The 11,993-nt window shown below is 66.9% G+C and carries 12 protein-coding genes; all 12 read left to right on the top strand.

Annotation, left to right across the window (positions count from 1 at the left end; all coding sequences use genetic code 11):
• Nucleotides 1–18: 18 nt before the first annotated feature.
• The 12 genes from frr to lpxB are packed head-to-tail and all read left to right on the top strand — an operon-like array spanning nt 19 to nt 11,990.
• Nucleotides 19–576, top strand: a complete 558-nt coding sequence (gene frr / locus O5O43_RS07205) for a ribosome recycling factor (RefSeq protein ID WP_271086222.1) — start codon at nt 19–21, stop codon at nt 574–576.
• 33 nt (nt 577–609) lie between these two features.
• The gene (gene uppS / locus O5O43_RS07200; protein ID WP_271086221.1) at nt 610–1,365 is read left to right on the top strand and encodes a polyprenyl diphosphate synthase; all 756 of its coding nucleotides are present in this window, start codon (nt 610–612) and stop codon (nt 1,363–1,365) included.
• Between the two features lie 20 nt (nt 1,366–1,385).
• Complete coding sequence (locus O5O43_RS07195; RefSeq protein ID WP_271086220.1) at nt 1,386–2,183, top strand: phosphatidate cytidylyltransferase; 798 nt, start codon at nt 1,386–1,388, stop codon at nt 2,181–2,183.
• Nucleotides 2,156–3,376, top strand: a complete 1,221-nt coding sequence (gene dxr, locus O5O43_RS07190; protein ID WP_271086219.1) for a 1-deoxy-D-xylulose-5-phosphate reductoisomerase — start codon at nt 2,156–2,158, stop codon at nt 3,374–3,376. Before O5O43_RS07195 ends, dxr begins: the two co-directional genes overlap by 28 nt.
• A 30-nt stretch (nt 3,377–3,406) precedes the next feature.
• A complete protein-coding gene (locus O5O43_RS07185; protein WP_271086218.1) occupies nt 3,407–4,624 on the top strand; it encodes a M50 family metallopeptidase in 1,218 nt (405 codons plus the stop codon).
• 29 nt (nt 4,625–4,653) lie between these two features.
• On the top strand, nt 4,654–7,083 hold the full coding sequence (gene bamA, locus O5O43_RS07180; RefSeq protein ID WP_271086217.1) for an outer membrane protein assembly factor BamA: 2,430 nt from the start codon (nt 4,654–4,656) through the stop codon (nt 7,081–7,083).
• A gap of 31 nt (nt 7,084–7,114) precedes the next feature.
• Entirely contained in the window at nt 7,115–7,693 is a 579-nt protein-coding gene (locus tag O5O43_RS07175; RefSeq protein ID WP_271086216.1) for an OmpH family outer membrane protein, read from the top strand.
• Nucleotides 7,694–7,707: 14 nt separating this feature from the next.
• The gene (gene lpxD, locus O5O43_RS07170; RefSeq protein ID WP_271086215.1) at nt 7,708–8,718 is read left to right on the top strand and encodes a UDP-3-O-(3-hydroxymyristoyl)glucosamine N-acyltransferase; all 1,011 of its coding nucleotides are present in this window, start codon (nt 7,708–7,710) and stop codon (nt 8,716–8,718) included.
• The gene (gene fabZ, locus O5O43_RS07165; protein ID WP_271086214.1) at nt 8,715–9,197 is read left to right on the top strand and encodes a 3-hydroxyacyl-ACP dehydratase FabZ; all 483 of its coding nucleotides are present in this window, start codon (nt 8,715–8,717) and stop codon (nt 9,195–9,197) included. Before lpxD ends, fabZ begins: the two co-directional genes overlap by 4 nt.
• Complete coding sequence (lpxA, locus tag O5O43_RS07160) at nt 9,194–9,979, top strand: acyl-ACP--UDP-N-acetylglucosamine O-acyltransferase (RefSeq protein WP_271086213.1); 786 nt, start codon at nt 9,194–9,196, stop codon at nt 9,977–9,979. The genes fabZ and lpxA overlap by 4 nt, the downstream gene beginning before the upstream one ends.
• A complete protein-coding gene (gene lpxI / locus O5O43_RS07155) occupies nt 9,979–10,833 on the top strand; it encodes a UDP-2,3-diacylglucosamine diphosphatase LpxI (RefSeq protein ID WP_271086212.1) in 855 nt (284 codons plus the stop codon). The genes lpxA and lpxI overlap by 1 nt, the downstream gene beginning before the upstream one ends.
• Nucleotides 10,830–11,990: a lipid-A-disaccharide synthase gene (gene lpxB / locus O5O43_RS07150; protein WP_271086211.1), complete on the top strand. Its 1,161-nt coding sequence runs from the start codon at nt 10,830–10,832 to the stop codon at nt 11,988–11,990. The genes lpxI and lpxB overlap by 4 nt, the downstream gene beginning before the upstream one ends.
• Nucleotides 11,991–11,993 lie beyond the last annotated feature (3 nt).

The raw sequence follows: 11,993 nt of genomic DNA, 5'->3' as shown, positions 1-11,993 counted from the left end.
AAGAACGAGGAGACCCCTATGGCCAAGCCCGATCTGAAGACCTATCGCGACCGCATGGACAAGTCCGTGTCCTCCCTGAAGGAGGAATTCCAAGGTCTGCGCACCGGTCGCGCGAACGCCGGCCTTCTGGATCCCGTGCAGGTCCAGGCCTATGGCGCCTCGTCGCCGCTGAACGCCGTGGCCGCCATCTCGGTGCCCGAACCGCGCCTGATCGCGGTCAGCGTCTGGGACAAGGGCATGGTCGGACCGGTCGAGAAGGCCATCCGCGCCGCCGGTCTGGGCCTGAACCCCATCGTCGATGGCCAGACCCTGCGCATCCCCGTACCGCCTCTGACCGAGGAACGACGCAAGGAGTTGGCCAAGCTGGCCGGCAAATACGCCGAACAGCAGAAGATCGCCGTGCGTAACGTGCGCCGTGACGCCAACGAGGACCTCAAGAAGGCCGAGAAGGCTGGCGAAATTTCGCAGGACGAGCAGAAGAAGATGGAGGCCGAGGTCCAGAAGGACACGGACGCGGCCATCAAGCGCATCGACGAGACCTTGAAGACCAAGGAAGTTGAGATCATGCAGGTCTGAGGTTCCTTCGGCCCTCGACAGAACGGATTACGAATGACCGCCACCACCGGCGGCGCGCCAACCCCCGAAGCGGGGCCTCGGCACGTCGCACTGATCATGGACGGCAACGGTCGCTGGGCTCAGGCTCGCGGTCTGCCCCGGGCCATGGGCCATCGGGAGGGTGTCCAGGCGTTGAAGCGGACGGTGCAGGCGGCGCCCGATTTCGGCATCGAGTGCCTGACCGTTTTCGGGTTCTCCACCGAGAACTGGCGACGTCCCGCGGAGGAGGTGTCCGACCTGATGGGGCTGGTCCGGTCCTATGTGGCCAGCGATCTGGCCCGGCTTGAGAAGAACGGCGTGCGCGTACGGGTCTTGGGTCGTCGTAACGGCCTGCCGGCCGATATCGCCGGCATCGTCGAGCGCGCGGAACGGACCACGGCGCACAACTCCCGCTTCCTGCTCCAGGTCGCGTTCAACTACGGCGGCCGGGCGGACATCGTCGATGCGGCCCAGGCGTATGTGGACCAGTTGCTGGCTGGTCAGGCGACCGGACCCCTGGATGAGGCGGCTTTGGGTCTGGGGTTGTCGACCGCAGGCGGACCCCCGGTCGATCTGATCGTGAGGACCTCGGGCGAGCAGCGGCTGTCGAACTTCCTCCTGTGGGAGGCGGCCTATGCCGAGTTGGTCTACCAGAATATCCTCTGGCCCGATTACGGCCCTGAGGCGCTGGCCGACGCCGTCCATCAGTATCAGCAGCGTGACCGGCGTTTCGGAGCGATCGCGGTCGAGCCGGCGTTCGCGGCCGGCTGATGGCGTTCAAGGTGCGCGATATGGGCCTGCGCGCTGCCTCGGCCCTCGTGCTGGCGCCGATCGCCTTGCTGGCGGTGTGGTTCGGCGGCCCGTGGATCCTGGCCGTGTTGCTGATCGCATGCGGGGTGCTGTCGACCGAATGGGCGCGGATGAGCGCGCCGTCGGACTGGAAGGCGATCGCCGCCGCCGTGTCGCTGGCGCTGATGGCGATGCTTCTGTCCCAGCCGAACGACGCCCTGTCGTTCAGCCTTGTCCTGCTGGTGTTCGGCGGCGCGGCTGCCGGCGTGTTCGCCAGGCTGCGCGGCCAGTCGGGCATCGATGCGGCCTATGGCGTTCTGTACCTGGGCTGGCCAGCCCTGTTGCTGATCTGGCTTCGGGACGGGAACACCGCGGTCGGCTTCTACTGGGTGACCCTGGCCTTCGTGGTCGCCTGGGCGTCCGACATCGTCGCCTTCATGGTCGGCAGCGCTGTGGGCGGACCCAAGCTCTGGCCGCGCTATTCGCCGAACAAGACCTGGTCGGGCTTCATCGGCGGCCTGATCGCCGGCACCATCGCGGGCGCCGCGATGGCCGCCTTGCCGGAAGCGGGCATCCGCTCGATGCAATGGAGCGCGCTGCTCGGCTTCGCGGCTGCCCTAGCGACCATGGCGGGCGATCTGTGGGAGTCCGCGCTGAAGCGACGGTTCGGGGTGAAGGACGCCGGCAACCTGATCCCCGGCCACGGCGGGCTCATGGACCGCGTCGACGGGCTGATGTTCGCCATCGTGATCGTCGCCATCGGACGGACCCTATGGCACTATTTCGGCGGCGGCGCGTGATCCGGCGCCGTGTGACCGTACTGGGCTCGACCGGATCTGTGGGCGCCTCAACGCTCGACCTGATGGATCAGGCCCAGGCGGCGGGGACGGGCGATTTCGATGTCGTCGCCCTGACCGGAGGTCAAAACATTGCGCGGCTGGCCGAACAGGCGCGGCGCTGGCGGCCGGGGATCGCGGTAACAGCCGATCCCGCCAAGCTTGAAGCTCTGCGGGCAGCGCTGGCTGGCACGGGCGTCGAGGCGGCGGCTGGGGAAGCGGCGATTGTCGAGGCGGCGACGCGCCCGGTGGACCTCGTGATGGCGTCGATCGTGGGCGCGGCGGGTCTGAAGTCCGCCTGGGCCGCCGCCGCGACCGGGGCGACCCTGGCCCTGGCCAACAAGGAGAGTCTGGTCTGCTGCGGCCGCGCCCTGATAGAGCGCGTGCAGGCCAGCGGCGGGCGTTTGATCCCGGTCGATTCCGAACATTCCGCCATCTTCCAGGTCTTCCCAGCCGAGGCGCCCGAGCGAGTCTCGCGTTTAATCCTGACGGCTTCCGGCGGGCCGTTCCGCAAGGCCACGCGGGTCGAGATGGCCGCCATGACGCCAGAGCAGGCCGTCGCTCACCCGAACTGGAGCATGGGGGCGAAGATCTCGGTCGACAGCGCCACCATGGCCAACAAGGGTCTGGAGATGATCGAGGCGGCCTATCTGTTCGACATGCCCGCATCGAAGATCGACGTCGTCGTCCACCCGGAATCGATCATTCACAGCCTGGTCGAGTTCATCGACGGCTCGACCCTGGCCCAGATGGGGCCGCCGGACATGAAGACGCCGATCGCCTGCGCCCTGGCATGGCCGGATCGAATGGCGTGGCCGGCGCCGCAGCTGGATCTGGCCGCCTTGGGCCGACTGACCTTCGAAGCGCCCGATACGGAGCGGTTCCCCTCGCTGCGGCTGGCGCGCGAGGCGCTGGAGGCTGGCAGAGGGGCGCCGACCATCTTCAACGCCGCCAACGAGGTCGCCGCCCTGGCCTTCCTTGACCGCCGTCTGGCGTTTCTCAATATTGCCGCAGTCGTCGCCGAAACCCTGGATCGGATGACGAAGATGGGGGCGGACGCCGACTTTGACGATGCCTGCGCCGGTGCGCTCGCGCTCGACGCGCGCGCCCGTCGGGTGGCGGTCGAGATCGTCGGGGATCTGGCGCTCGCCGCCTGAGCCATTCGGCTGGGTGGGAACGGAGACGGCATGCTGGAATTCCTGGGACAGGCCCTGATCTACGTCGTGCCGTTCCTGCTGGTGCTGACGATCATCGTCACCATCCATGAGCTGGGCCATTTCTGGGTCGCGCGCGCCTTCGGCGTAAAGGTCGACCGGTTCGCCATCGGGTTCGGCAAGGCCCTGTTCAGCCGCACCGACAAGCACGGCATCGAATGGCGCGTCGGCTGGATGCCTCTGGGCGGCTATGTGAAATTCTCGGGCGACATGGATGCGTCCAGCGTGCCCGATAGCCGGGGCCTGGCGGCCCTGAAGTCCGAGATCGTCGCCCGCGACGGCGCGGGGGCGGAGCGCGACTATTTCCACTTCAAGCCCGTGTGGCAGCGGATGCTGATCGTCGCCGCCGGACCGGTGGCCAACTTCATCCTGGCCATCTTCATCTTCACCCTGTTGTTCTCGGCCATCGGAGACCGGTTGCGCCCGGCACAGGTGGCCGATGTCGCGTCCGGGTCGCCCGCCGCGACCGCCGGATTTCAGACCGGCGACCTGATCACGGCCATCAACGGCCGGGTGATCGGCGACGCCGGCGAGGTGACGCGGAAGGTGAGCTTGTCCAGCGGCGACGCCCTGCGCTTCACCGTGGAACGGGCCGGAAGCGAGATCGAACTGATCGCCACCCCGGTTCGGCGCGCCGAGACCGACCCCATCGCCGGTCGCGTCAGCGTAGGCCGCATCGGCCTGTCCCTGATCAGCCCCCGCCAGGACGTGCGGTATGTCCGCTACAATCCCATCGAGGCCGTCGGTCGCGGGGTGCGTGAGACGGGCGACATCCTGGGCACGACCCTGACCTATCTGGGGCGCATCTTCACGGGCCGGGAATCCGGCGACCAGCTGAGCGGGCCGCTGGGCATCGCCAAGGCGTCGGGCGCACTGACCAAGGCCGCCGTGGCCGCCAATCCCGATCCGGGCGCGACGGCGCTGAACCTGCTCCTGACGCTGACGAGCTTCGCCGCCATACTTTCGATCGGAATCGGCTTTCTAAACCTCTTGCCCATCCCGGTTCTGGACGGCGGACATCTGGTCTTCTACGCCTATGAGGCTGTGGCGAAGAAACCCGTGGCCGCCAATGTTCAAGAGGCGGGATACCGGGTCGGTCTTGCTTTGCTGGCGGGTTTGATGTTGTTCGCCACCTGGAACGACCTGCAGAAGTCGAACGTGTTCCAATTCCTCGGCGGGCTCGTCAGTTGAGCCAACGCCAGCCCCCGATGGTTTCCCGCATGATCCTGAACGACCCCCGCGCCGCTTCCACTACGGGTGACCGCAATCTGCGCAGGACCTGTGCGGCGACGGCCAGCCTGCTGGCGCTCGTCGCGGGGACTCCAGCGCTGGCCCAGACGGCGCCCGCTCCGTCGACCGATCCCGTCCAGACGGCGGCGCCGGCGACGCCGGATCCACGCCCGGAAACCGGAGTGGTCAACCGCATCCTGGTTCAGGGCAACCAGCGCATCGACCAGACCACGGTCCTGTCCTATCTGCCGATCCAGCCCGGCGACACCATCGACCCGGTAATCCTGGACGTCGCCATCCGGACCCTGACGCGGACGCAACTGTTCGCCGATGTTCAGATCGGGCTTCAGCCCAACGGCGATCTGATCGTCCGCATCGTCGAGAACCCGATCATCAATCAGGTCGTGTTCGAGGGCAACGGCGCGGTCAGCGAGGACAAGCTGCGCGAGGAAGTGACCATCTCGCCGCGCGGCATCTACACGCGCGCCCGGGTCCAGGAGGACGTGGGCAAGATCATCGAACTTTACCGCCTATCGGGCCGCATTTCCGCGACGGTGACGCCCAAGCTGGTCCAACTCGAACAGAACCGCGTCGACGTCATCTTCGAGATCGACGAAGGTCCCGAGACGGGCGTTCAGGCGATCACCTTCCTGGGCAACGACGCCTTCTCGGATAGCGAACTGCGTGAGGTCATGGTGACCAAGCAGTCACGCTGGTGGCGTCTGTTCACCAAGAACGACAACTACGATCCAGGCCGCCTTGACTACGACCGCGAGCAGTTGCGGAAATTCTATACGAACCGCGGCTACTACGACTTCCGCATCACCTCGGCCGTGGCCGAGCTGGCGCCGGACGACAGCGCCTTCGCCATGACGCTGACGGTCGACGAGGGCGACAAATACAATTTCGGCGACATCCAGGTCGTCACCCAGAACGATCGTCTGAACGCGGACTTCCTTGAGCTGCTGCTGCCTATCCGGACGGGCGATCTGTACGAGAGCGACAAGATCGAGAGCTCCGTCGACGCCCTGACCTTTGCTGCGGGCTCGGCGGGCTACGCCTTCGTCGATATCAACCCGACCTACCGCCCGAACCCCGATACCGACACGATCGACGTCACCTTCAATGTGTCCGAGGGCCAGCGCGTCTACGTCGATCGCATCAACGTCATCGGCAACACCCGCACCATCGATCCGGTCATTCGGCGCGAGCTGATGGTGACCGAAGGCGACGCCTTTAACCGCACCCTGCTGGAGCGGTCGCGCAACAATCTGCGCGCCCTCGGCTTCTTCAAGGAGGTCACGGTCGACGAGACTCGCGGCGCCGCGCCCGACCGCTCGATCGTCAACGTCACGGTCGAGGAACAGCCGACCGGCGAACTCTCCGTCGGCGCCGGCTTCAGCTCGGTCGACAGCTTCGTGGTCAACCTGGGTATTTCGGAGCGGAATTTCCGAGGTCGGGGCCAGAACGTGGTCGCACGTGTCGAGTGGGGCTCCCTGCGTCAGCAGATCGACTTCCGCTTCACCGAGCCGCGGTTCCTGGGCCGCGACATCGGCGCCGGGTTCGACTTGTTCCACTCGCGCTACGACTTCCAGGAAGAATCCTCTTTCGATTACAGGTCGACAGGCGCGGGCGTGCGCCTGACCTATCCGCTGAACGGCTACAGCCGCCTGTCGACCCGATACTTCATCAAGGACGACGAGATCCTGGTGCCGTTCGGCTATTGCGACGCCAACGGCATCGGCTCATCAGCCCTGTGCGAACAGGTCGGCGCCTCGCTCAACTCGTCGGTCGGCTACACCCTTCAGATCGACCGTCGTAACGACCCGATCCGCGCCACTCGCGGCTGGACCGGGTCGCTGCGTCAGGACTTCGCCGGGCTCGGCGGGGACGTGAACTATGTGAAGACCGAAATGGACGCCAACGTCTATTACGGCATCACGCCGAGCTGGATCGTGACCGTCTCAGGCGCCGCCGGCTATGTGTCAGGCTGGAGCGGCGATGCGGTTCGCATCAACGACCGCTTCTTCAAGGGCGGCAACAGCTTCCGCGGCTTCGAGAACGCCGGCATGGGGCCGCGCGATCTCTCGACCAACGACGCGCTCGGCGGCAACTTCTACGCCGTCGGCAGCGTCGAGCTGACGCTGCCCAACGGCCTGCCCGAACAGTACGGCATCAAGACCTCCCTGTTCGCTGATGTCGGCACTCTGGGCGTCCTGGACAACCGTTACACCCTCGGAACCAACGGCCTTCCCGACACCACCATCGCCGACGACTTGTCCTTGCGCGCCTCAGCGGGCCTCAGCGTTCACTGGAAATCGCCTATGGGTCCGATCCGGTTCGATTTCAGCAAAATCCTGCGACAAGAAGACTACGATCGGACCGAAACCTTCCGCTTCTCGACATCAACCCAGTTCTAAGCCCGGGCCCTTTGGCCCCATAAGGTTACCCATGAAAATCCTCGCTCTCGGCGCCTTCGCCCTGGCCTCGCTCATCGCCTCGACCGCCACTGCCCAAACCCAGGGCCCTCAGAACCCCGGTCCGGCCATTCCGGGCGTTTGCGTCTACTACAACGCTCGCCTGCTCGCGACCTCGACCGCCGGTCAGGCCGTCCAGACGCGTATGGAGCAGCTGGCGACCGAAGTTCAGGGCGAACTGGCCCCTTACGCCACGTCGATCCAGACCGAGATCACGGCCCTGCAGCAGGGCGGTCAGACCGCCGACCCGGACGGTTCGCGCCGCACGGCCCTGCAGGCCCGCATTCAGGAAGCCCAGACCCTGGAGCAGACCCGTCAGGATGAACTGCGCTACACCCTCTCGGAACAGCGCCGCCTGATCTCGGCCGCGGTGGAGCCGATTCTTGTCGCCGTCTATCAGGAACGCGGCTGCGGCATCCTGATCGACCGCGAGAGCGTCTTCATCCTGAACCCGGCCATGGACGTCACCGACGTGGTCATTCAGCGCCTGAACACCGCGCTGCCGACGCTGAGCTTCAACCGCATGCCGGTTCCGGCGCAAGCGGCCCAGTAAGGGCGGCGCAGGGCATGGCGCCCGACGCCCGGTTCTTCGAAACGCTGAGCCCGCTCAGCGTCGACGACCTCGCGGCCCTGACGGGCGGCGAGGTCGTTCGCAATTCCGGGGTCTGCATCACGCGCGTGGCGCCGCTGTCGACCGCCGACGCAGGGTCCGTGGCCTTTCTGGGCGATCGAAAATTTCTCGAGCCGCTGAAGGCGACCGCCGCCGGATGCGTGATCGTGCCCGCCGAGCTTGTCGAAGCGGCGCCTGATAGCGCCGCCGTGATCGTCTCCCGGACACCCCAGGCCGCTTGGGCCGCCATTTCCCAGGCCTTGCATCGTCCGGTCACCCTCATCGGCGCGGCGCCATCCGAGGTCTGTGAGGACGAGACCGTGATCATCGAGCCCGGCGTGGTTCTGGGACAGGGCGCGCGCATCGGGCGTGGCAGCCGTATTGGCGCCAACACCGTGATCGGGCCGGGCGTCCAGATCGGTCGACATTGCGACATCGGCCCGAACGTCACCATACGCTTCGCCCTGATCGGCGATCGGGTGAAAATCTATGCCGGCGCGCGGTTGGGCGAGGCCGGGTTCGGCGCGGCCGGCGGGGCGACCGGTGCGGTCGACGTTCCCCAGTTGGGTCGCGTGATCCTGCAAGACGGCGTCACCGTCGGCGCCAACACCTGTATCGACCGAGGCGCTTTCGACGACACCGTCGTCGGAGAGAACACAAAAATCGATAATCTTGTGATGATCGGCCACAACTGTGTGATTGGTCGCAATGTCCTCATCGCTGGTCAGACGGGCATCTCGGGGTCCGTGACCGTCGGCGACGGCGTCATGTTCGGCGGTCAGGCGGGCGTCGGCGATCACATCCAGATCGGCGTTGGCTCCCGCGTTGCGGCCGGCGGGGGCGTTCTGGCCGACGTGCCGCCGGGCGAGACCTGGTCCGGCTATCCCGCCAAGCCGATCCGTCAGTTCTTGCGCGAGACCGTCTGGGTGTCCAAACAGGCGTCCAGAAAAGGAAAGACGGACGGATGACCGAGGCAGGCGACACCGAAGCGAACGTGACCATCGACTACGCCGAGGTGATGCGCAGGCTGCCCCACCGCTACCCCTTCCTCCTGGTGGACAAGGCCGAAGCGTTCGTGCCGGGCACGTCGGTCACGGGCATCAAGAACGTCACGCACAACGAACCCTTCTTCCCGGGCCACTTCCCGATAGATCCGGTCATGCCGGGCGTCCTGATCGTCGAGGCCATGGCCCAGACCGGCGCTCTGTTGATGTCGAAGACCATGGACGTGGCGGTGGCCGACAAGGTCATCATGTTCATGTCCATCGACGGCGTCCGCTTCAGGAAGCCGGCGCGGCCCGGTGATCAACTGCACATGAACGTCATGGTCACGCGCGCGCGGGGAGACGCCTACAAATTCCGGGGCGAGACCTTCATCGACGGGAAGCTGGCGGCGGAGGCCGAGTTCATGGCCATGGTCGTCACTGTAGATCAGCCCGCGTCGTGAGCATCCACCCCACCGCCATGGTTCACCCCGACGCCGAGATCGGCGACGGCGTCGTGATCGGTCCCTGGTCGACGGTCGGACCGGGCGTCGTGCTGGCCGAGGGCGTGACCCTGGTCAGCCATGTGGTGGTGCAGCAGGACACGACGGTCGGGGCGCGGACGGTGATCCACCCGTTCGCCGTCATCGGCGGCGACCCCCAGCACAGCGGCTACAAGGGCGAGACGGTTTGGCTGGAAATCGGCTCGGACAACGCCATCCGCGAGCATGCGACCTTCAACCGAGGCACGCCGCAGGGATCGGGCGTCACCCGCGTCGGCTCCAACGGCCTGTTCATGACGGGCGCCCACGTCGGCCACGACGCGGTCGTCGGCGACAATGTGGTGATGGCCAACAGCGCGACCTTGGGAGGTCATGCGAAGATCGGGGACAAGGTCTTCCTGGGCGGGCTCAGCGCCGTGCACCAGAATGGACGCGTGGGGCAGGGCGCCATCGTCGGCGGTCTCGCGGCCGTGACGCGCGACGTGATCCCCTACGGCTCGGCCTGGGGCAACCACGCACGTCTGCAGGGGCTGAACCTGATCGGGCTGAAGCGGAAGGGCTATGGCAAGGATGCGGTGCGCCGCCTGCTGGCCGCCTATCGCGACCTCTTCGATGGCCAGGGTGTGTTCGCCGACCGCCTGCAGAAAGTCGAAACCGAGTACGCCGATCTCGTTGAGATCATGGAGATCGTGACCTTCATTCGCGAGGATGCGAAGCGTCCGCTCTGCCTGCCAGGCGACTGATGCCGGTGCGGGGCAGGCTGGGTCTGATCGCGGGCGGGGGCGATCTGCCGCTGGCCATCGCCGCGCGGTGCGATGCCGAGGGGCGGCCTCTGTTCGTGGTGCGCCTGACCAGCTTCGCCGACCCGCATCTGGTCCGCTATCCGGGGATCGAGGCGGGCATGGCCGAGATCGGTAAGGTGCTGGCGGCGCTGAAGGCGGCGGGATGCTTGGCGGTCTGTTTCGCCGGCAATGTGAGCCGGCCGGACTTCAAGGCGCTGAAGCCCGATCTCAAAGGCGCGATGGTGCTGCCGGGGATCGTCGCGGCCGCGACCAAGGGCGACGACGCCCTGTTGCGCAGGATTCTTTCCGTGTTCGAGGCCGAGGGTTACGCCATCGAGGGAGCCGACGACATTCTAGGCGGCGAGACCCTGACTTCAGGGGCGCTGGGGCGGGTGACGCCAACCGAAGCGCAGCTTGTCGATCTGAGGAAGGCGCTGCACGTCGCGGAAAAGGCAGGAGAACTTGACATCGGTCAGGGCGCGGTCGTCTGCGACGGCCTTGTGCTGGCGGTCGAGGCCCAAGAGGGGACTGACGCCATGCTGGCGCGCGTGGCAGGCCTGCCGGCCGATCTGCATGGGACGCCGGATGCCCTGAAGGGAGCACTGGGTAAGGCGCCCAAGCCCATTCAGGACCTGAGGGTCGACATGCCGGTGATCGGCGCCCGCACGGTCGAGATGGCGGCGGCCGCAGGACTGGCAGGCGTCGGCGGGGTGGCGGGCAGGCTGATCCTGATCGACCGGGCGGCCATCGTCGAGCGAGCGAACCTGCTGGGCCTGTTCGTCTGGGGCGAGGACCGGCCCGGAGACGACGCATGAAGATCATGCTGGTGGCCGCCGAGGCATCCGGCGATGCGCTGGGCGCGGGTCTTGCGCAGGCGCTGCGGATTCGGCGCCCGGATGTGGCCTTCGTCGGCGTCGGCGGGCCCAAGATGGCGGTCGAGGGCGTCGACAGTCCGTTCGACATCGCCCAGCTGTCGATCCTCGGCTGGCTGGAGGGCCTCCGCGCCTACGGCCGAGTCAAGGCTCGGGTCGCCGACACCGTGGCCCTGGCGGTGCGCGAGCGGCCGGATGCGGTCGTTCTGATCGACAGCTGGGGCTTCACCATCCGGGTGGCGAAGGCCCTGCGCGGGGTCCTGCCAGACACGCCTCTGATCAAATACGTCGGACCCCAAGTCTGGGCGTCCCGACCAGGGCGGGCGAAGACCTTGGCGAATACCGTGGATCACCTGCTGGCCCTCTATGCCTTTGATGCGCCGTGGTTCGAGCGCGAAGGGCTGACGACGACCGTGGTGGGGTCACAGGCCCTGCATGTCGACATGAGCCGGGCCGATCCGGTCGCCTTCCGCGCCGCACGCCACATCGCACCAGACGCGCCCTTGCTGCTGGTCATGCCCGGCAGCCGTCCCAGCGAGATCCGGCTGATGACGCCCGTCTACGAGGCGGCGATCGGGCGGCTGAAGGCCGAGCGACCGGAACTGGAGGTCGTGGTGGCGGTCGCGGGGACTGTCGTGGAGGACGTCACCGCCCGGGTCGCGGCTTGGCCGTTCCGGACCCATGTAGTGTCTGAGGCCGCGAAATACGCGGCGATGAAGGCGGCCACGGTGGCCCTGGCCACCAGCGGCACGGTCTCGACCGAACTGGCCCTGGCTGGTGCGCCTATGGTCATCGGCTACCGGTTCGCGCCGCTCAGCTATGCGATCATGAAGCCCTTCTTCACGGGCAAATACGCGACCCTCTTTAACCACGCCGCCGACCAGGAGATCGCCCGCGAGCTGATCCAGAACGATGCGACGCCCGACAAGGTGGTCGCCGAGGTCGGGCGGCTGCTGGACGACCCGGCGGCGCGGGCGGCGTTGAGCGCGCGTCAGACGGCGGCGCTGGACCTGATGGGGCGCGGCGGCGGAGACCCCTCAGCACTGGCGGCGGAGGCCGTTCTCGGCGTCGTCATGGCGTCGCAAGACGAACGGGATTAGACT

The sequence above is a fragment of the Brevundimonas sp. NIBR11 genome, from assembly GCF_027912535.1.
GTDB lineage: Bacteria > Pseudomonadota > Alphaproteobacteria > Caulobacterales > Caulobacteraceae > Brevundimonas.
The sequence above is the reverse complement of the archived record's forward strand: the minus strand, read 5'-3'. Positions and strand labels throughout refer to the sequence as shown.

Bases quoted from the DNA above. Each gene is read 5' to 3' on its own strand.
- frr (WP_271086222.1), top strand. From the start codon at position 19: ATGGCCAAGCCCGATCTGAAGACCTATCGCGACCGCATGGACAAGTCC.
- dxr (WP_271086219.1), top strand. From the start codon at position 2,156: ATGGCACTATTTCGGCGGCGGCGCGTGATCCGGCGCCGTGTGACCGTA.
- lpxD (WP_271086215.1), top strand. From the start codon at position 7,708: ATGGCGCCCGACGCCCGGTTCTTCGAAACGCTGAGCCCGCTCAGCGTC.
- bamA (WP_271086217.1), top strand. From the start codon at position 4,654: ATGATCCTGAACGACCCCCGCGCCGCTTCCACTACGGGTGACCGCAAT.
- O5O43_RS07195 (WP_271086220.1), top strand. From the start codon at position 1,386: ATGGGCCTGCGCGCTGCCTCGGCCCTCGTGCTGGCGCCGATCGCCTTG.
- fabZ (WP_271086214.1), top strand. From the start codon at position 8,715: ATGACCGAGGCAGGCGACACCGAAGCGAACGTGACCATCGACTACGCC.
- lpxB (WP_271086211.1), top strand. From the start codon at position 10,830: ATGAAGATCATGCTGGTGGCCGCCGAGGCATCCGGCGATGCGCTGGGC.
- lpxI (WP_271086212.1), top strand. From the start codon at position 9,979: ATGCCGGTGCGGGGCAGGCTGGGTCTGATCGCGGGCGGGGGCGATCTG.
- O5O43_RS07185 (WP_271086218.1), top strand. From the start codon at position 3,407: ATGCTGGAATTCCTGGGACAGGCCCTGATCTACGTCGTGCCGTTCCTG.
- uppS (WP_271086221.1), top strand. From the start codon at position 610: ATGACCGCCACCACCGGCGGCGCGCCAACCCCCGAAGCGGGGCCTCGG.
- O5O43_RS07175 (WP_271086216.1), top strand. From the start codon at position 7,115: ATGAAAATCCTCGCTCTCGGCGCCTTCGCCCTGGCCTCGCTCATCGCC.